Below are 17,755 nucleotides of genomic sequence, written 5' to 3' on the forward strand. Positions count from 1 at the left end.
GACGGCCGCCACCGGGCAGAGTTCCCGGCCCGCGGCGTCGGGGTCGGCGACTCCCGGGGTGACTGCAACCCGCCTCGAAACCGCCCGTAGGCCGCGGTTCGGCGACAACCGGCGAGTCCGGCCGACGAGTTGGTTCATCCGGTTCGCGTGACGGGTGGGCGCGTTCCCGGCGTCCCGGCCGGGAGGCGGCCGATCTGCCGGCCGATGCGGGTCAGCAATTGCCGGGTCAGTTCGGGGTCTCCGGCGGTATCCCTGTCGGTGTAGTCGCCGAGGGAGTAGATGGTCGCGAATCCCGCCGCGCCCCATCGGTCCGGGGACAGCGTGCTCCGGCCCGCAACGGCAACGACCGGAACGGGGTGGGAGCGGCGGGCCAGTACCGCGGGCAGTTTGCCGTTCGCGGTCTGCTCATCGATACTTCCCTCCCCGGTGACGACCAGGTCGGCACCGGACAGGTGCCGATCGAACTCGAGCAAGTCGAGAAAGTACTCGGCGCCCGACACGATCGTGCCGCCGAGCAGTAACGCGGCGAAGCCGACTCCGCCCGCACCGCCCGCTCCGGCCGCGGCCGCGAAGGCCATCGCGTCCGGGTAGCCGCTGCGGGCGAACGCTCGGACGAGGTTGTTCAGTCCGGCGTCGAGAAACCGCACCTCGGCGGCGGTGGCCCCCTTCTGCGGCCCGTACACCGCCGCCGCGCCGTCCGGTCCGAGCAAGGGATTGGTGACATCCCCGGCGACCACGATCTCGACCCCGGCCGGCTTCGCCGCCCGCGACGAGTCGACGGTGTGGACTCGGCCCAGGCTTCGCCCGCACGCTCGCAGTCGTATTCCGTTCGCGTCGGCGAAGGTGAAGCCGAGCGCGGCGAGCAGTCCCATTCCGCCGTCGGTGCCGGCACTGCCACCGAGGGCGAGGACCAACCGGTGCGGCCGGAACCGCAACGCTTGCGCGATGGCCTGCCCGAAGCCGAGACTGCTCGCATCCAGTGGCAGTGCGCGGCCGTTCGGCAGGGTGGTGAGGCCGCAGGTGTTGGCGACCTCCACCACGGCAGTACCGTCGCCGACGGCGATCCGCCCGTATCTCGGTGTTCCCGCCGCGCCGGCCACCGTCACCGGATGCGGCGCGAAACCGGCCGCTACCGCGGCGTCGACGCTGCCGTCACCGCCGTCGGCCAGCGGCAATCTGTCGCTGTCGGCCCCCGCCGCCGCCAAGCCCTCCGCCAGCCGGTCGGCCACCTCGGCGGCGGAGAGGCTTCCTTTGAACTTGTCCGGGGCAACCAGAACCCTCACGCTGTCGGCTTCCTGTCGGTGAGTCGGCGGGGATCGACATATCAGTCCGCTTGCGCCACCGCGCCGAGCAGATCCCGGACCCGGTTGGCGACCGTGATGAATTCCGGCGTCTCCATCGTCGTGGCGTAGTTCCGGTGCGCGGGCAGATCGACGTCGAGCTGTTCGATGATCCGGCCCGGCCGCGGGCTCATCACGACCACCCGGTTGGCGAGGTATACGGCCTCGGCCACCGAATGGGTGACCAGCAGTACCGTGGTGCCCGTTTCCCGCCAGATCCGGTGCAGCTCGACGTTCATCCGTTCCCTGGTGAGCGCGTCGAGAGCGCCGAACGGCTCGTCCATCAGCAGCACTTCCGGTTCGTGCAGCAGGGCCCGGCACAGCGAAACCCGCTGCTGCATACCGCCGGAGAGTTCGTGCGGCAGGGCGTCCTCGAATCCGCTGAGCCCGGTCATCTCGATCAGACGCGCGCATTCGGCCGCGGCCGCCCGTTTGTTCAGGCCGCGCATCTCGGCCTGGAGCAGGATGTTCCTGCGTACGGTCCGCCATTCCAGCAGTGCGGCGCGCTGGAATACATAGCCGATATTGCGCTGCGGCCCACGGACGGGGGCGCCGCCGAGTTCGACACTGCCCCCGCTCGGATCGGTGAGACCGGCGACGACTTTCAGCAGCGTCGATTTGCCGCAGCCGGACGGACCGACGATCGAGACGAATTCGCCCCGGCGGACCTGCAGGTCGACGTCGTGCAGTGCGGTGACCTCGCCGCGCTTGGACGCGAACCGTACGGTCAGGTCGGCTACCGCGACCGCGGTATCGGTGCCCGCGATGGTGTCGGTGGGTGTGCTCATATCGTCACCTGCTCACGGCTTGCCGGTGGGTGTGAACTTCGCGTCCCAGTACTTGGCCGGCTCCTCGGCTTTGTCGAGGAGCTTGGCGCTGCTGAGAACGTCGATGGTGGCGCGCCAGTTCGCTTCGGAATTGGTTCCCGGGGCCTTGCCGGCGGTTTCCGGGGTGCTGAGCAGCGGGATCGTCTGCTGCCACTGCTGGAGCAGTACCTGCCGCGGCGGCAGTTGCGGGTCCTTACCTTCCATCGCGGCGACCGCGGCCTCCGGGTTCGCGACGGCGGCAGCGAAGGCCTCGCTCGTCGCATCCACCATGGCCTGTACCAGTTCGGGCGAGGATTCGATGGTGGCCTCGTTCGCGATCAGCCCGTTACTGAAGAAGTTCAGGCCTTGGTCGGAATACCGTAGATAGCGGACCTCCTTGCCGCTCTTGTTCGCGATGGTGGGGCCCTGGTCGTGCGCGAATCCGATGAGCCCGTCGACGCGACCCGAGAGCATCGCCGACATCTTGCCCGCCGAGTCGAGGCTCTGCTGGGTCACCTGATCCGCCGGAACGCCCGCCTTGTCGAGATAGACCGGAAAGGTCGTGGTCGGCGCGTCACCCGCGGAGACGGCAATGGTCTTACCCGCCAGATCGGCCGGTGTCCGGATATTCGAATCGGCGAATACCTGCACTGCCGAGGGCGTGGTCTGGAGGTAGACGCCGACGCTCTTGATCTTGACGCCCTTATCGATATTGCTGAGGACGGCGGGGGTATCGGCCCAGCCGAAGTCGGTCTGCTTCGAACCGGTCGCCTGTGCGGTTTTGGTCGAGCCCTGGCCGGCCGAAATCTGCAGATCGATACCGTGCTTCGCGAATATCCCTTCTTGCACCCCGTAGTAGAACGGGGCGTGCTCGCCATAGGGATACCAGTTGAGCATCAGCGACACCGCGGTGGTCTTCCCGTCGGTACCGGGATCCTTCGCCGCGCTGCCACCGCCCCCGCAGCCGGTCAATACCAGGACCGATGCCACCGCGGCGGCGCCGATCGTCGTGAGTGTGCGAAATCCGAATTTCATGCGACTTTCTCCAGCTGTGGCGCGTATGCGGTGGTTCGGCGTGCTCATGCCGCGCCGACGGCCGAGGCCGTGGATCGACGGGAGGCATGCCATGGAATGAGGAACTGCTCGGCGATTTCGATGATCGCGAACAGGATGATGCCCAGTACGGACATGATGATCAGGGCGGCGAACAGCATCGCTGTGTCGATATTCCCGTTGGCCTGCAGAATCACGTAGCCGAGCCCCTCGTTCGCGCCGACGAATTCGCCGACGACGGCACCGGTGACCGCGAGGGTGGCGGCGATCTTGAGGCCGGACATCAACTGTGGCAGCGACGCCGGAAAACGAACCTTCACGAACGTCTTCCAATTACTGGCGCCCATGGTCGAGGTGAGCTCGAGGATTTCGGGATCCACCGAGCGCAGCCCCGCCATACCGGCGATGACGATCGGGAAGAATGCCATCAGTACGGCGACGAGGATCTTGGGGCTGGTGCCGAACCCGAGCCATACGATGAACAGCGGGGCGATCGCGATTTTGGGGATGACCTGCGCGAAGAGGATCAGCGGGTACATCGTTCGCTCGACACCACGCGAGTAGATCATCACCAGTGCGACGGCTTCGCCGATCAGTGCGGCGATAATGAAGCCGACCACTGTTTCGTAGGTCGTCACCCAGGTGTTCTCGAGCAGGTATGCCGAGTTGTCGGCGGCGGTGCGCCAGGTATCCGCCGGCGACGGCAGAATGTAGGGCTCGACGAGCTCGAACTCGGTGACGGCCCACCAGGCGACGACGAGCGCCGCCACCAGGGCGAGCGGCCGCCATACGGTCGACCAGAGAGTGGAGGGGGAGGGGAGCTTCCGGCGCCGCGTACGGACGGGTTGCGCCGCTTTCGGTGGGGAGGAACCGGCCTCGACGGACGTGACTACCGCCATCTGGAGTCCTAAAGCTAGTAGTGGAGCGGGGTTCGCACTACACCCGCTGGGAATGCGCTTTCCGAAGCTGCCACCGAGGCTAGTGTGACCGGACCCACAGTGTCAAGGGTTCGTAACTTTCCCAGTTCAGGCGGTCCGCGGAACACTGCTTTCGCGCAGGATCACGCGTCCGGGTACGAATTCGTGGACATGCGCGGCCGTCGCGGAGTCGTCGAGCGCGAGCCGGACGGCACGCTCGCCGATCTCCACCAGCGGCAGCGCCACCGTCGACAGACCGGGCACATGATCACGCAGCGTCGGGATATCGTCGAACCCGGCGACGCAGACATCGTCGGGGACCGCGAGGCCCAGCTCACGCCACGCCGCGATCGCCCCGATCGCCATTACGTCGCTCACCGCGAAAACGCAGGGCGCGACGTTGCCGGCCCGCCCCGGGCGCAGGTCCAACGCGGCGGAAAGGCGACGGGCGGCACCGGCGCCCCCGTCACGGGAGAAGTCCCCCGCGATCTCCACCAGCGGTGTCACGCCCCGCGTCGCGAGCGCCTCGACGAAGCCGTTGCGCCGGTCGACAGCGGTCCTGATATTGCCCGGCCCGCCGATGACGGCGAAATCCCGGTGCCCCTGCTCCAGCAGGGCGTGCGCCAATTCCGCTGAGGCCGAGTAGTTTTCGGGTTCCACGGCAGCACCGAAGGACAGCGGCTGCCCTATCACGACAACCTTGCCGCTGTTGTCCAGATACCGTGCGCATTCCTTCTCGAGATCGCGGTCGAGATCTCCGCTCTGGCGTGACCCCGCCAGGATGATCGCATCGGCACGGTGCGAGATGAAGGTACTCACGGATTCGCGTTCGATATCGAAATCGCGTTGCGTACTGGCCAGCAGGACGAGTTTGCCCGCCCGGCGCGCGGCCGCCTGGACGCCCTGCACGATCGAGGAGAAGTACGGATCGGCGATATCGTGCACGACGAGTCCGATCAGTCCGGTCGAAGCCCGCGCAAGGGCCTGGGCCTGGGCATTTGCCACATATCCCAGTTCGGCGGCGGCGGCGCGCACCCGGTCGGCGACACCTTCGCCGGGCACCCGCGACGAACCGTTGAGCACCCGGGACGCGGTCGCCAGGGAGACGCCCGCCCGGGTCGCGACATCTTGCAATCTCACAGCCGCCATGGCCAGGTGCCTCGTTCTCTCGTCAGGCGTGGGGGTTGACCGGACTTCGGGACTAGCATAGCTTGGAAAGCGCATTCCGACGCTGACTCGTCCACTCGACGTATGCGGGTCCATCCGCATCGTCCACGACCCATTCTGCGGTCGTCAGCCACGCAAATCAGAAGAGGCACAGACCAATGCCCGATTCCACTGCCCCGCGCACGCTCCGCATCGCCATGAACGGCGTCACCGGTCGCATGGGCTACCGCCAGCACCTGATGCGATCGATCCTGCCGATCCGCGATGGCGGTGGGCTGCTGCTCCCGGACGGCACCCGCGTCCTGGTGGAGCCGGTCCTGGTCGGCCGCAACGCCGCCAAGCTCGCCGAACTCGCCGAACAGCACGGTATCGCCGAATGGAGCACCGACGCCGCCGCCGTCATCGCCGATCCGTCCATCGATATCTACTTCGACGCGCAGGTCACCTCCCGTCGCGCCGAGGCGCTCGCGGCGGCGATGAAGGCGGGCAAACACGTCTTCACCGAGAAGCCGACCGCGGAAACGCTGGCCGAGGCCGTCGAACTCGCCCGGGTGGCGGCGAACGCCGGCGTCACCGCGGGAGTCGTGCACGACAAGCTCTACCTGCCCGGCCTGGTGAAATTGCGCAGGCTCGTCGACGAAGGCTTCTTCGGCCGCATCCTGTCGCTGCGCGGCGAATTCGGGTACTGGGTCTTCGAAGGCGACGGCCAACCCGCCCAGCGACCCAGCTGGAACTACCGGGCCGAGGACGGCGGCGGCATCGTCGTGGACATGTTCTGCCACTGGAACTACGTGCTCGAGGGCCTGCTGGGCAAGGTCGAGGCGGTCACCGCGAAGGCGACAACCCATATACCCACCCGATGGGACGAACAGGGAAAGCCGTATCCCGCCACCGCCGACGACGCCGCCTACGGCATCTTCGAGATGGAGAACGGCGTCGTCGCACAGATCAACTCGTCGTGGGCGGTGCGTGTGTACCGCGATGAGCTCGTCGAGTTCCAGATCGACGGCACGCACGGCTCCGCCGTCGCCGGCCTGCGCAAATGCGTCGCGCAGCATCGCTCGCACACGCCCAAGCCGGTCTGGAATCCGGATCTCCCGGTCACCGAGCCGTTCCGTGAGCAATGGTTGGAAGTCCCCGCGAACGCGGATCTGGACAACGGTTTCAAATTGCAGTGGGAGGAGTTCCTCACCGATGTGGTGAACCAACGACCGCACCGCTACGGGATGCTCTCCGCCGCCCGCGGTGTTCAGCTGGCCGAACTGGGGCTGCGCAGCTCCGCCGAAGGCCGCCGGATCGAGATCCCGGAGGTCACGCTGTGACCGCGACATCCACGGGTATGTCGGTCCTACTGCCCACGGACGGCCGGCTCGAACCGTACGTTCTCGGTGCGCCGGGTAGGTGGACGCGACCGGCGCGGCCGATCACCTCGCGCGTGGCCTTCGCTGCCGCGCATGTGATTCCGCGGGTGACCGGCGACAACACACCGGGCGCGCCCGCAGGCCTCGACTGGGACGCGACGTTGGCCTACCGGCGCGAATTGTGGTCCTACGGGCTCGGTGTCGCCGATGCCATGGACACCGCACAGCGCGGTATGGGCCTCGACTGGCAAGCGAGCGCGGAACTGATCCGGCGATCCGGCGCCGAGGCGGCCGCGGTCGGTGGCAGGCTCGCCTGCGGAGCCGGAACCGATCAGCTCGACCTCGCCGGACTCCCCGCCGGATCGGCCGGACTCGCCCGAATCGTCGATGCCTATCGCGAGCAGATCGACGTGGTGACCGACGCCGGAGCCCAGGTGATCCTGATGGCCTCGCGGGCACTCGCACAGGTCGCCCGCTCCGCCGCCGACTACCTCGCCGTCTACGAGAAACTGCTGGCCGGTGTGGATCGGCCGGTGATCCTGCACTGGCTCGGCACCATGTTCGACCCCGCGCTGCACGGATATTGGGGCAGCGCCGATATCCATACCGCCACCGAGACCTTCCGCACGCTCGTCGAGAACAACCGATCGAAGATCGACGGCGTCAAGGTGTCGCTGCTCGACGCGGCACACGAGATCGCACTGCGACGCGCACTGCCCGACGGGGTACGGCTGTACACGGGCGACGATTTCAACTATCCCGAACTGATCATCGGCGACGCCCAGGGGCATTCGGATGCACTGCTGGGTATCTTCGCGGCGATCTACCCGGCCGCGTCCACCGCGCTCCAGGAACTCGACAACGGGAATATGACGCGTGCGTCGGAGATCCTCGGCGCCACCCAGGCACTCGGGCGGCATATCTTCGCCGCACCGACCTACTACTACAAGACGGGTATCGCGTTCTTGTCGTGGCTCAACGGCAAGCAACCGGGTTTCTCGATGGTGGCGGGACTGTCCACGGGCCGCTCCGTCCCTCATATGGCCGAATTGTTCCGGCTCGCGGACAAGGCCGGCCTGCTGTCGGACCCGGAACTGGCCGCGCACCGGATGCGGGTCTACCTCGAACTGAACGGATCGATCTCATGACATCGGTTGCGGCACGGCACACACCATTCGATCTTGCGGATCCGTACCGGTCGCTGTCGCTGAATACGGCGACGACGAAACGGTGGACCCTCACCGAGGCGGTGGACGGCGCTGCCCGGGCGGGACTCGGCGCGGTCGGGCTGTGGCGCGATCGGGTCGACGAAATCGGTGCCGCCGCCGCGGCGAAGATCGTCGCCGACGCGGGGTTGCGTGTTTCCAGCCTGTGCCGCGGCGGCTTCCTGACCGAGCCCGGTGACGGGCAGGCGGCACTCGACGACAACCGCCGCGCCATCGACGACGCGGCGACACTGGCCACGCGGGAACTGGTGATGGTGGTCGGCGGCATACCGGACCGGGATCTCGTCGCCGCGCGGGCGCGGGTGGACGAACGACTCGCCCAGCTGGTCCCGTATGCGGCCGAGCGCGGTGTCCGCCTGGCCCTGGAACCGCTGCACCCGATGTTCTGTGCCGACCGTGCGGTGATCTCCACCTTGGCGCAGGCGTTGTCGATGGCGCGGCCGTATCCGGCGGAGACCGTGGGCGTCGTCGTCGACACCTTCCATATCTGGTGGGATCCTGCCGTGGCAGAGCAGATCGCACAGGCCGGGGCCGCCGGACGGATCAGCTCGTATCAGGTGTGTGACTGGCTGAATCCGATGACCGCCGATCCGCTGCTGTCGCGCGGCATGATGGGCGACGGCGTCATCGATTTCGCGACCATCGGGCAGTGGGTTCGCGCCGCCGGTTACCGCGGCGACGTCGAGGTCGAAATCTTCAATGCCGCACTATGGGCCGCCGACGGCCACGAAGTGATCGAGACGATGAAGCAGCGCTACCGAGATCTGGTCCTTCCGTCCCTCGTGGACTGAACCGGACACAGTAGTCCGGCCAGGAGTGGACAGTCGTGGGCCGGTGTCGGGCCGATCAGCCCACCGGGTGTGGGCGGACCGCTCTTTTATCGGCGGGCACCGCAGCCTCGACCTGTGCACGGATGGCCCGCGTCGTTGCCCCACCGGCGGCGCGCCGCGGGCCATAGTGGTCGGATGGGTGACAAGGCCACGATCGCCGCCGCGTTCGAACCTCTGATGCGAGCCACCTTGGGCCCGCACCCCGCGGTGGGGTTCGAATTCTGGGACGGCAGCACGATCCGACCCGCGGGTGAGATCCCCGGCACGATGCGCGTGCGATCCGCGGACGCGCTGCGCCACCTGATCTGGGCACCCGGCGAACTCGGCTTCGCGCGGGCGTTCGTCTCCGGCACGGTGGATCTCGACGGCGACATCTTCGACATGCTTCGAGCACTCCAGTCGACCGCGGTGAACGACACCCGCCTCGGTCTCGGGGCGGCCCGGCAGGCCCTCGCCGCGGCGCGGCAGCTCGGAGCGCTCGGTCGCCGCCCGGCGCGACCGCCGGAGGAGGCGCGACCGCAGCGCGGACCGTTGCACACCAAACGTCGCGATGCGGCGGCGATCAGCCATCACTACAACGTCGGCAACGATTTCTACCGGCTGGTGCTCGGACCGAGCATGACCTACTCCTGCGCACGGTTCGTCCCGGACGACGACGGCTCCTTGGAGGACGCCCAGCGCGCCAAGCACGACCTGATCTGCCGCAAATTGGGCTTGGCCGAGCAGCCGGCCATGCGCTTACTCGACGTGGGATGCGGCTGGGGATCCATGGCGATACATGCGGCGTCGACCTATGGGGCACAGGTAGTCGGTGTCACCATCAGCAGTGCCCAGGTCGAGCTCGCCCGCCGGCGAGTGGCCGACGCCGGGCTGGCGGGCAGTGTGGAGATCCGGCTTGCCGACTATCGGGACCTACGCGGCGAGGAGTTCGACGCCATCTCCTCGATCGGCATGTTCGAACACGTCGGTTCCCAACGCGCCGCCGCGTACTTCGACATCCTGCGCGCCCTGCTGCGCCCGCGCGGCCGGCTGCTCAACCATGCCATCTCCTCGCCGGGCGGCTCCATCATGCGGAATCGCTCCTTCGTCGGGCGCTATGTCTTCCCGGACGGTGAACTCGTCGACGTGGGCGAGGTCGTATTGGCCATGGAACGCGCCGGATTCGAAGTTCGTGACGTGGAGGCCTTGCGCGAGCACTACGCGCGCACCCTTCGACAGTGGGTTGCGAACCTGGAAAACGGTTGGGAACAGTCGGTCGCCCTCGTCGGCGAAGGGCGAGCACGAGTGTGGCGGCTCTATATGGCGGCCTCCGCACTGGGCTTCGAGGACGGCGGACTCGGAATCCACCAGGTGCTCGGGGTGGTACCGGAAGCAACGGGGAATGCCGATATGCCCGCGACACGGCGTGCCTGGGGTTAGCCGGTGCGGAGCGGTGCATCTTTTCCCGGTCGCTGTTCAGCCCCTCGCCGACCCGCTTCCCGCCAGGACGAACAGGTCGGCAAGAGCGTGCTGCCCACTGAATATCGGCCCGAGCCTGCCTGATCAGCCGGCCAGTTTCGTTCGCAGCGCCGCGAGAGTGGCGTCGTCGGCACCCAGACCGCTTCTGACGAAGTCGTCCATCGAGCCGAACGACTGCCGTACCTGATCGAACGCGGCGTCCAGGAAATCGCGCTGGACACCGAGCACGGGCTCCCACAGCGTCGGATCCTCGACCAGGCCCTGCTGCACCAGCGCGTCCATCAGTGCTTTGTTCCCGGCGGCCAGATTGTCGTTCGAGTGCAGATAGTCCTGATAGATCTGCCCGTCGGGTACGCCGAGCACGGACATCAGTATCGCGGTCATCCACCCGGTGCGGTCCTTGCCCGCGGTGCAGTGGTACAGCACCGCGCCCGGTTCCGTGGCGATATCGCGCAGCGCCGCCGCGAACCGGGTGCGGGAGGTCGGGTCGGTGACGAGCCAGCGGTAGTAGTTCCGCATGTACTCGGCGCCCTTGCCGTCGCCGAGTGCTGCCCGCTGCGCCTCGGGGCCGCCGGCGATCAACTGGTTCATCATCACGTAGAGATCGTTCTGCGCGTCGTACACCGGGTATTCGGTGCGCCGTACCCCCGCCGGAAGCCGGTCCTGCCCTTGGGACACCTCGGTCGGACTGCGGAAGTCGATCACGCGGGTGATACCCAGGTCCACTAGTTTCTGCTGTTCGCCGGGATCCAATTTCGCGAGGGCGTCGGCGCGGTAGACAACGCCGAACCGCACTTTGTTCCCGCCCCGTATCGGGTAGCCGCCGATATCGCGGGCATTGGGCGCATGCGGCAAACCCAGCGCCCGGTCCGACTTTCCGGGTGCCTCGAGCGCGGGAACCGCCGGGCCGGCCAGAGCCGGGGTGATCGTGAGAGGTAGAACACCGACGAGGACAGCGGCGGAAGCGGCCAAGACACCGCGGGCGGTAAGTGAGAACATCACCGGGTTTTCCTTTCGAGCGTGAGCCGAGCCGGCCGAGGGGTTCCGGCAACGAGCGGGCGCAGCACACCGTCCCGGTCCACCGGAGCGAACGCGATGCGCCCGGTCACGGCCGGGACGGTGGTGCGGCTCACACCGTAGGGACACCCGGCGGCTCCTGATCCCGGTCTTCCCGATCAATGGGCAGGTTCTAAGCGAACCGATTCCGGGAAGCTTCGGGTTACCGCCACAGATCGGTCCGGGCCCGGTCCGCGCGCTCGGTCAGCCGACGTTCAGATCATCGCCCCGATCGACGACCCGGAACACCGCGATGCGCTCCGCGCTGGCGGCCACATCGTCGGGTGCCGGACTCGAAGACAACCCGTTGTCGGCGTAGCGCTTCCCGACACTGGCCGGGCTCTCCTCGACCAACCGGCGCAGCACGGGGCGGCGGCTCTCGACCGGTAGTTCCACCAGTCGCGCCTGCGTCGAGCGACGACCGCGGGTCAGGGTGACCTGCTCGGCCGCACGAGCGTTCGCCACCCAGGCGGCCTTCGGAAACGCCTGCACGATATAGCGCTGACCCGCCACCACCACCACCGCGATCGCGAACGTGCGCAATCGGCCGGTCCGCCTTCCGGCGACGGTCAGCAAGTGCATGGGCCCGAACGCTATACCGACTCGTTGCAGCGCGATGATCACGAAGTTCACCGCATTGACCAGGCGTCGCTTGCGTTGCTGGTTCGACATGAAACACCCTCTCAGGGTAAGTAAGTGCTTACTCACCGATCATGAGTGAGTACTTGCTACCCTGTCAAGACATGATCAGCGCGAGGAGGCGGACCTGGATGAGCCCAGCGACGGCGGGGGCATCGCCCCGGGCACAGTCGACCCGTATCCGGATCCTCGATGCCGCCGCGGCGGTGATGAGCGAACGCGGCCTGGCCCACGCCACCACCAAGGAGATCGCCCGCGCCGCGGGTTTTTCCGAGGCCACGCTGTACAAGCACTTCCAGGACAAAGAGGACCTGTTCCTCACTGTCATGCGCGAACGGCTGCCCACCGATTTCGTCGGCCACCTCGCCGGACTGGCCGACCGCGCGGGAACCGGCACTGTCCGCGTCCTACTACAGGAGGTCGCCGCCCGCGCACTGCCGTTCTACCGAGGCCTCGCGCCGATGCTGGGCGCGGCCTTCGCCCAACCGGAGCTCCTGGCCCGGCACCAGGAGGCCCTGAGCGCCACCGGTCTGGGCCCGCATCTGGCGCTCTCGGCACTCGCCGACTACCTGCGCGCCGAGCAGCGGCTGGGCAGGCTCACCGAGCGAGCACTACCCGACGCGCTCGCCGCGCTGCTGCTCGGCGCCTGTTTCCAGCGCGCGTTCCTGATCGAGTTCGAGGGCGAACATCTCGATGATCAATCCGCGGACGAGTTCGCCCGCGGATTGGTCGACAGCCTGCTGCCGGATTGACCGGGCAGGTTCCGGCCGACCCCTCCCCTGGTGCCGGAACCCGCACAGTCGTACCGGGTCGCGCCGATCGCCGGTCGACCATCCGGACCTGGACCCGGCCGTCTACGTCCCGCACCAGGTGACCCCGGTGCGGGAATTCCGTTGCGCCGACCGTTCAGCCGATGAGTACCGCGCGTGCGGATTCGGCCAGCCGGGCGGGCCGCTCCGACAGCTCCGTCACGTCGATATCCTGCGCCCCCATCACTCCGGCGCGGAAACGCGCGGCCACTCCCTCCGCGATGGCCGCCAGCCGCCACAGCGCGAACGCCTGGTAGTAGGCGAGGTCGTCGAGGGCCCGGCCGGTGGCGTCGGCGTAGCGTGAGAGCACCGTGTCGATATCGAGGTAGCCCTCGGCGGGGTCGGGAGCCCAGCCGAACGGTTCGGCCGATGTCCAGGCCGCGGTGAGCCAGCCGATATCGGCCATCACATCGCCGACGGTCCACAGCTCCCAGTCCAGCACGGCCCGGACGGTACCGTCGGGCCCGATCAGCAGGTTGCCCGGACGGAAGTCGCCGTGGGTGATCCCGGTCCAGCGCTCGTCCGGCATCCGCCGGGCGAGGAGGTCGTGGACCTCCCGAAGGGGTCCGGGTCCGATGCCGCCGGCGGTGAGCTGACGGTGCCAGCGGCGCAGCTGGCGTTCCAGATAGCTACCGGGTCTGCGCAGCTCGGCCAGCGGCCCGGTGGTGGTGTCGACGGCGTGGACGGCGGCGAGCGTATCGACGATGTCACGGGAAGTGGTGGCGCGACTCTCCCGCGGGATCGCGGCGGCCGCGGCCGCGTCGTCGGGAACGATACCTTCCACGTTCTCCATGACGTAGAAATCGGCGCCGGTCACGGCGTGGTCGGTGCAGCAGCCCAGCACCGGCGGAACAGGAACCGGACTGCCGGCGAGCAGATCGAGGATCCGGAACTCACGGACGACATCGTGTGCGGAGGCCAGGACGTGCCCGGTGGGCGGTCGGCGCAGCACCCAGCAGCCGCCGGACCCGTCGCGGACACGGTAGGTGAGATTGGACCGGCCGCCGGTGATCAGCTCGAACCGCAGGGGCGGCGCGACCGCGGGGACGTGCTCGGCGAACCAGGCGGTGACCCGCTCGGCATCGATACCGGCAGCGACACTCGGGACCTCCGGTAGCTCACTTCCGTCGTCGCTCATCGACTCACCATCTCCTCGGGTTCGGCCACCGGTACCGCAGCACGGTCGTCCTGCCTCCGCCCAGTCTGCAATATATGAGACGTTTACCGCTAGTGCCCCATATAGCGAACGCGCACCGTTCCTAGCGCGCGACGGCCGGCGTTCCTATGCGCCGACCAGTGGCACATTCCAGGCGTCGTACTCGTACACCCAGTCACCGTTGCCCGCCGTTTTCAGCCAGTCGTTGGACCGGGAGCCGCGCTGGATCCGTGCGGTCCGGTCCATCCGGGTGTTCTCGTACCCGGCCAGAGCAGCGGCCACGCCGGCGTAGCCGTCCGACCCGAGGCAGCGCGCCAGCACCACCGCGTCTTCGATCGCCTGCCCCGCGCCCTGCGCCATGAACGGCATCATCGGATGGCACGCGTCGCCGAGCAGTGTGACCGTGCCCGCGGTCCACGCGGGGAGCGGATCACGCACGTACAGCGCGGATTTCAGGACGTCGTCACAGGCGTCGAGCAGGGCGCGCGCTTCCGGGTGGAAGTCCCGGTACAGGTCGCGCAGTTCGTCGGCGCTGCCGGGCGTCGTCCACGACTCCTCGGTCCACTCGTCCTGCGCGCAGGTGGCGAAGATGAAGATGTCCTTGCCCTGGCCCAGCGGGAACGTCACGATCTGCGTCGCGGCGTCCGGCCCCCACCATTTGGTGAAACAGTCCAGATTCGGCACCGCGGCGACCGCCGCCGCCGGGACGACCGCGCGGAATGCCACGACACCGGTGAAGGTGGGGTGCTCCGGACCGAACAACGCGGTGCGGACGGCCGAATGGATACCGTCCGTACCGATGATCACGTCGGCTCGATGCACACCGCCGTCGGCGAAATGGACGGCCCCGTCGCGGACATCGACGACCTGCCGGCCCAGCGATACGCTGCCGCTCGGCAGCGCCGACTCGAGAGCGGACATGAGATCACCGCGGTGCAGGGTGAGCTGCGGTGACCCGTAACGTACCTCCGCCGACGAGCCCATCTCGAGCCGTGAGGTCTCCGCGCCCGTATCCCAGGTCCGGCTGATCCGGAACTGCGGCCGGGCCGCCGAATCCCGCAGCGCCGCACCCAGACCGAGACCGTCGAGCGCCCGGACGGCATTCGGCGTGAGATTGATATCCGCGCCGACCCGGGCGAATCGGCTCGTCCGCTCGAAGACCTGCGCGTCGATGCCGATCTTCCGGAGCGCGAGGGCCGCGGTGAGACCGCCGATACCCGCCCCGCAGACGGCCACACTCGGTGCCTTGCTCATGATTCTTCCTCAACTTTCGAGAGTGTGCGTGCGATCCGAACCGGCGGCGGATCGGGTGCCGCTGTGTGACCCGATGACCCCCTGGGCCTCGATCTCCACCTTCAGGCCGGGCTCGACGAGCGCCGACACCTCGACGAGCGTCGAGCACGGGAAGTCGCCGGAGAACACCTCGGAGCGCGCCCTGCCGACCACTGCCCGGTCGGCGATATCGGTCAGATAGACGCGTAATACGAGGATGTCGTCCACGACGGCCCCGCAGGCCTCGGTAAGCGCCCGGACCCGCCGGAACGCCTCCTGGGCCTGCAGGTAGATGTCTGCGCCGCCGACGATCCCGCCCGGCCCACCGGCATGCATACCGGACAGGAAGAACTGATCGCCGTGCACCCTGGCGTTGCTGAACATGCCCGGCCGCGGCGCTTCCGCGACCGTTTCCGCCGCGACCCGGGTCATGCGCCGCGCCGCTCGCCGGATTCGCGGATCAGCCGCTCGCGCACCGGCACGAAGTCGTAGGTCGGGTAGAAGTCGGTGTGGAACACACCCCACGCCCGCCGTTCCAGCTCCACATTGACAGCGGCGAGCCGCGCCACCGGTAGCCGCAGTGTCACGATCTGTCCCACGCCCATCGCGACCACCCAGGAGACGACCTCGCAGCCCGCGGGCGGAAAGTGCTGCCACCAGCCGGCCTCGTCGAGCCGGCCCTGGATCTGCTCCAGGTTCTGCGACTGGTCGTGCCGCAGGAACACTGTCAGCATCATGGTGTCGGTGCAATCCGCCCGGGCCGCGCTCATACTGGTTCGCCCGCCAGAATCGCCGCCTGTTTCCTCGCGTCCGCCCGGTAGATGCGGCGGATCCGCGAGACACCGAGATCGTGCTGGTACAGGTGCTCTTCGTGATCGGCGTCGGCGGCCAGTGCCTCGAGCACCTCGCGGTCCTGTTCGAGCACCTCCCAGTGCCGGGCCTCGAGCCGGGTGCGGTAGAGGAAGCGCCACACCTCACGCTCCCAGCCGTCGACGCGGCGCGTGCGCCAGTGGAAAATCGCGGAATTCTCGGTATCGATCGGCGTGGCCATACCGACGATGCCGAAAACGCCGCCGGGGCCGGCGTTCGGCGCGTAGGGGATCTCCAGGTCGACATAGTCCATGGATCCGCGCACGTACTCGACCCAGTCGAAGTTCACGCCGACCTGATCGGTTTTCTCGAAGAAGAAGCCGCGGTCGGTTTCCCGGATCCGGAAGCGCGCCGAGGTGTCGCCGCCGAACATCGAATGCGAATCGCGGTGCAGGAACGCACCGTGCATCGGATCGAGGACGTTGTCCATATAGAAACGCCACGGCCCCGCCCATTCCGCGAAGTTCGGGAACCAGGACACGGCCTCGTCGGTGAGCCGGTCGGGCAGGACGAACGGCGTGGGCTCGGAATCGTGGGTCAGCGGCACGAACGCGAAGATGGTGTCGGCGGCCTCGACGACGCGCAACGACACGGTCGCCCGCTTACCTTCGAGCGCGCAGCCGGGCATACCGGGCACGGAGACGACGGTGCCGGTGCCATCCACCTGGACACCGTGGTATTTGCAGGCGAGCCGGTCACCGAGATGCTGACCGACCGACAGCGGCGCGCTGCGATGCGGACAGCGGTCCTCGAGCATATGGACGGACCCCTGCGGATCCCGGAAGAGCACCCAGTCGACGGACAGCCGGGTGACCTTCTTGGATTCACCGGGTTTCACCATGCGCGAGGGCAGGATCGGATACCACCGGTCGCGCAGCCCGGCGGCGGCGATATCCGCGGCGGTCATCTCCTTGCGGACACCGACTGCGCGCTTCTTCGAACCGCCGGTCGCGGTCGGGGCGGATGTGGTCGCGGTGGTCATCTCAGTCTCCCAGTCGTCGCATCTCGGCGCGGAAATTGTCCTCGGTCCAGGCCTGCCCGCCGGGTGCGTGCAGGCCCAGATCGTTCAGTCCGGCGATCAGCCCGGGCAGATCGTGGGTGCCCCGGCCGAAAATCTCCATGATCGAACCGGACAGCTTGGTCTCGTAGGGGCTGATCGGTTCGGGGTGTGTCTGATTGGGCTCGAGGTAGTGCTCGGTGGTGTCAGGCATTGGTTTTCTCCTGTTGCGGCGATGCCATGGCATCGAGACCTTCGGCGATGACGGTGAACGCGGTAACCCATTCGTTGAACGAGGCGGCACGTTCGCGGTGGGCCGGGATCGCGGCGCCGTCGATGACGACGAACACCCCGTTGTCGATCCCACCGGCGATGCTCTGGGCGTGCGCGATATCCACGCGCTCGTCGGGAACCGAGGCGATCACCAGGGTCGGGGCGACCACCTGCGCCAGGAGTTCGCCGTACCCGGGTGCGTCCGGGTCGACGTCCGGGTCGCCGAGCACCAGGCTGGTGACGAGCGCGGGGTACCGGCCGGCCAGGGCTATGGCGCCGTATGCGGTGGCGCCCGTGGCCAGGAGGTGCACCCGGTCGTGGCCGAGGGCTGTCACGGCGGATGCCACCTCGTCGGCCCAGGCGTCGACGTGCTCCGGGTAGGCCGCGTCCAGCGCCCGGGACCGGTGCGCGATCGCGCCGAGCGTTTCGACCTGGTCGGCGAACCAGCGGGCCGGATCCGGTCCGGCGTGCAGGCACACCAGGGCGTGCATCGGGGTGTCGTCGTCCCATTCGTTACCGGTCATC

General features: G+C 68.0%; 19 protein-coding genes. 5 read left to right on the forward strand and 14 right to left on the reverse strand.

Annotated features, from left to right (window positions below):
* Positions 1–134 precede the first annotated feature (134 nt).
* The 5 genes from NF4_RS18405 to NF4_RS18425 all read right to left on the reverse strand — a co-directional run bounded on the left by NF4_RS18405 (position 135) and on the right by NF4_RS18425 (position 5,265).
* Positions 135–1,283, reverse strand: a complete 1,149-nt coding sequence (locus NF4_RS18405) for a glycerate kinase (RefSeq protein WP_063128545.1) — start codon at positions 1,281–1,283, stop codon at positions 135–137.
* 41 nt (positions 1,284–1,324) lie between these two features.
* Positions 1,325–2,128, reverse strand: coding sequence for an ABC transporter ATP-binding protein (locus NF4_RS18410; protein ID WP_063128546.1), 804 nt, complete (start codon positions 2,126–2,128; stop codon positions 1,325–1,327).
* A gap of 12 nt (positions 2,129–2,140) precedes the next feature.
* Positions 2,141–3,181, reverse strand: a complete 1,041-nt coding sequence (locus NF4_RS18415) for an ABC transporter substrate-binding protein (protein WP_063128547.1) — start codon at positions 3,179–3,181, stop codon at positions 2,141–2,143.
* 44 nt (positions 3,182–3,225) lie between these two features.
* The gene (locus tag NF4_RS18420; protein WP_063128548.1) at positions 3,226–4,098 is read right to left on the reverse strand and encodes an ABC transporter permease; all 873 of its coding nucleotides are present in this window, start codon (positions 4,096–4,098) and stop codon (positions 3,226–3,228) included.
* Between the two features lie 126 nt (positions 4,099–4,224).
* Positions 4,225–5,265, reverse strand: coding sequence for a LacI family DNA-binding transcriptional regulator (locus tag NF4_RS18425; protein ID WP_063128549.1), 1,041 nt, complete (start codon positions 5,263–5,265; stop codon positions 4,225–4,227).
* Positions 5,266–5,441: 176 nt separating this feature from the next.
* On the opposite strand from NF4_RS18425, the gene NF4_RS18430 reads away from it, so the two are divergent.
* From NF4_RS18430 to NF4_RS18445, 4 genes are all read left to right on the forward strand, one after another.
* A complete protein-coding gene (locus NF4_RS18430; RefSeq protein WP_063128550.1) occupies positions 5,442–6,605 on the forward strand; it encodes a Gfo/Idh/MocA family protein in 1,164 nt (387 codons plus the stop codon).
* Positions 6,602–7,792: a dihydrodipicolinate synthase family protein gene (locus NF4_RS18435; RefSeq protein WP_157120432.1), complete on the forward strand. Its 1,191-nt coding sequence runs from the start codon at positions 6,602–6,604 to the stop codon at positions 7,790–7,792. Before NF4_RS18430 ends, NF4_RS18435 begins: the two co-directional genes overlap by 4 nt.
* On the forward strand, positions 7,789–8,661 hold the full coding sequence (locus NF4_RS18440) for a sugar phosphate isomerase/epimerase family protein (RefSeq protein WP_063128551.1): 873 nt from the start codon (positions 7,789–7,791) through the stop codon (positions 8,659–8,661). The genes NF4_RS18435 and NF4_RS18440 overlap by 4 nt, the downstream gene beginning before the upstream one ends.
* Positions 8,662–8,835: 174 nt before the next feature.
* Positions 8,836–10,119 carry an SAM-dependent methyltransferase gene (locus NF4_RS18445; protein WP_063128552.1) on the forward strand — a complete coding sequence of 428 codons (1,284 nt, stop codon included), beginning with the start codon at positions 8,836–8,838 and terminating at the stop codon, positions 10,117–10,119.
* 123 nt (positions 10,120–10,242) lie between these two features.
* On the opposite strand, the gene NF4_RS18450 is transcribed toward NF4_RS18445, so the two are convergent.
* Positions 10,243–11,157, reverse strand: coding sequence for a tyrosine-protein phosphatase (locus tag NF4_RS18450; RefSeq protein ID WP_063814625.1), 915 nt, complete (start codon positions 11,155–11,157; stop codon positions 10,243–10,245).
* Positions 11,158–11,418: 261 nt separating this feature from the next.
* Positions 11,419–11,886, reverse strand: a complete 468-nt coding sequence (locus tag NF4_RS18455) for a nitroreductase family deazaflavin-dependent oxidoreductase (RefSeq protein ID WP_198165370.1) — start codon at positions 11,884–11,886, stop codon at positions 11,419–11,421.
* Between the two features lie 98 nt (positions 11,887–11,984).
* On the opposite strand from NF4_RS18455, the gene NF4_RS18460 reads away from it, so the two are divergent.
* Positions 11,985–12,605: a TetR/AcrR family transcriptional regulator gene (locus tag NF4_RS18460; protein WP_063128660.1), complete on the forward strand. Its 621-nt coding sequence runs from the start codon at positions 11,985–11,987 to the stop codon at positions 12,603–12,605.
* Between the two features lie 154 nt (positions 12,606–12,759).
* On the opposite strand, the gene NF4_RS18465 is transcribed toward NF4_RS18460, so the two are convergent.
* From NF4_RS18465 to NF4_RS18495, 7 genes are all read right to left on the reverse strand, one after another.
* Complete coding sequence (locus NF4_RS18465; RefSeq protein ID WP_063128553.1) at positions 12,760–13,800, reverse strand: phosphotransferase family protein; 1,041 nt, start codon at positions 13,798–13,800, stop codon at positions 12,760–12,762.
* A 144-nt stretch (positions 13,801–13,944) separates the two neighbouring features.
* The gene (locus NF4_RS18470) at positions 13,945–15,072 is read right to left on the reverse strand and encodes an FAD-dependent monooxygenase (RefSeq protein WP_063128554.1); all 1,128 of its coding nucleotides are present in this window, start codon (positions 15,070–15,072) and stop codon (positions 13,945–13,947) included.
* Positions 15,073–15,081: 9 nt separating this feature from the next.
* Positions 15,082–15,522 (reverse strand): RidA family protein, encoded by a 441-nt coding sequence (locus NF4_RS18475; RefSeq protein ID WP_063128555.1) that lies wholly within the window; start codon positions 15,520–15,522, stop codon positions 15,082–15,084.
* On the reverse strand, positions 15,519–15,860 hold the full coding sequence (locus tag NF4_RS18480; RefSeq protein WP_063128556.1) for a hypothetical protein: 342 nt from the start codon (positions 15,858–15,860) through the stop codon (positions 15,519–15,521). The genes NF4_RS18475 and NF4_RS18480 overlap by 4 nt, the downstream gene beginning before the upstream one ends.
* The gene (locus tag NF4_RS18485; protein WP_063128557.1) at positions 15,857–16,942 is read right to left on the reverse strand and encodes a Rieske 2Fe-2S domain-containing protein; all 1,086 of its coding nucleotides are present in this window, start codon (positions 16,940–16,942) and stop codon (positions 15,857–15,859) included. The genes NF4_RS18480 and NF4_RS18485 overlap by 4 nt, the downstream gene beginning before the upstream one ends.
* Before the next feature lies 1 nt (position 16,943).
* Positions 16,944–17,171 carry a recombinase-like helix-turn-helix domain-containing protein gene (locus NF4_RS18490; RefSeq protein ID WP_063128558.1) on the reverse strand — a complete coding sequence of 76 codons (228 nt, stop codon included), beginning with the start codon at positions 17,169–17,171 and terminating at the stop codon, positions 16,944–16,946.
* On the reverse strand, positions 17,164–17,754 hold the full coding sequence (locus tag NF4_RS18495; RefSeq protein ID WP_063128559.1) for an alpha/beta fold hydrolase: 591 nt from the start codon (positions 17,752–17,754) through the stop codon (positions 17,164–17,166). Before NF4_RS18495 ends, NF4_RS18490 begins: the two co-directional genes overlap by 8 nt.
* Position 17,755: the final 1 nt, after the last annotated feature.

The organism is Nocardia fusca NBRC 14340 (assembly GCF_001618425.1).
In the GTDB taxonomy this organism is placed as follows: Bacteria; Actinomycetota; Actinomycetes; order Mycobacteriales; family Mycobacteriaceae; genus Nocardia; species Nocardia fusca.

What these genes read in the sequence shown, in the direction of transcription:
- NF4_RS18410 (WP_063128546.1), bottom strand. Translation starts at nt 2,128, where the DNA reads ATGAGCACACCCACCGACACCATCGCGGGCACCGATACCGCGGTCGCG.
- NF4_RS18415 (WP_063128547.1), bottom strand. Translation starts at nt 3,181, where the DNA reads ATGAAATTCGGATTTCGCACACTCACGACGATCGGCGCCGCCGCGGTG.
- NF4_RS18420 (WP_063128548.1), bottom strand. Translation starts at nt 4,098, where the DNA reads ATGGCGGTAGTCACGTCCGTCGAGGCCGGTTCCTCCCCACCGAAAGCG.
- NF4_RS18425 (WP_063128549.1), bottom strand. Translation starts at nt 5,265, where the DNA reads ATGGCGGCTGTGAGATTGCAAGATGTCGCGACCCGGGCGGGCGTCTCC.
- NF4_RS18430 (WP_063128550.1), top strand. Translation starts at nt 5,442, where the DNA reads ATGCCCGATTCCACTGCCCCGCGCACGCTCCGCATCGCCATGAACGGC.
- NF4_RS18440 (WP_063128551.1), top strand. Translation starts at nt 7,789, where the DNA reads ATGACATCGGTTGCGGCACGGCACACACCATTCGATCTTGCGGATCCG.
- NF4_RS18445 (WP_063128552.1), top strand. Translation starts at nt 8,836, where the DNA reads ATGGGTGACAAGGCCACGATCGCCGCCGCGTTCGAACCTCTGATGCGA.
- NF4_RS18450 (WP_063814625.1), bottom strand. Translation starts at nt 11,157, where the DNA reads ATGTTCTCACTTACCGCCCGCGGTGTCTTGGCCGCTTCCGCCGCTGTC.
- NF4_RS18455 (WP_198165370.1), bottom strand. Translation starts at nt 11,886, where the DNA reads ATGTCGAACCAGCAACGCAAGCGACGCCTGGTCAATGCGGTGAACTTC.
- NF4_RS18460 (WP_063128660.1), top strand. Translation starts at nt 11,985, where the DNA reads ATGAGCCCAGCGACGGCGGGGGCATCGCCCCGGGCACAGTCGACCCGT.
- NF4_RS18465 (WP_063128553.1), bottom strand. Translation starts at nt 13,800, where the DNA reads ATGAGCGACGACGGAAGTGAGCTACCGGAGGTCCCGAGTGTCGCTGCC.
- NF4_RS18470 (WP_063128554.1), bottom strand. Translation starts at nt 15,072, where the DNA reads ATGAGCAAGGCACCGAGTGTGGCCGTCTGCGGGGCGGGTATCGGCGGT.
- NF4_RS18475 (WP_063128555.1), bottom strand. Translation starts at nt 15,522, where the DNA reads ATGACCCGGGTCGCGGCGGAAACGGTCGCGGAAGCGCCGCGGCCGGGC.
- NF4_RS18480 (WP_063128556.1), bottom strand. Translation starts at nt 15,860, where the DNA reads ATGAGCGCGGCCCGGGCGGATTGCACCGACACCATGATGCTGACAGTG.
- NF4_RS18485 (WP_063128557.1), bottom strand. Translation starts at nt 16,942, where the DNA reads ATGACCACCGCGACCACATCCGCCCCGACCGCGACCGGCGGTTCGAAG.
- NF4_RS18490 (WP_063128558.1), bottom strand. Translation starts at nt 17,171, where the DNA reads ATGCCTGACACCACCGAGCACTACCTCGAGCCCAATCAGACACACCCC.
- NF4_RS18495 (WP_063128559.1), bottom strand. Translation starts at nt 17,754, where the DNA reads ATGACCGGTAACGAATGGGACGACGACACCCCGATGCACGCCCTGGTG.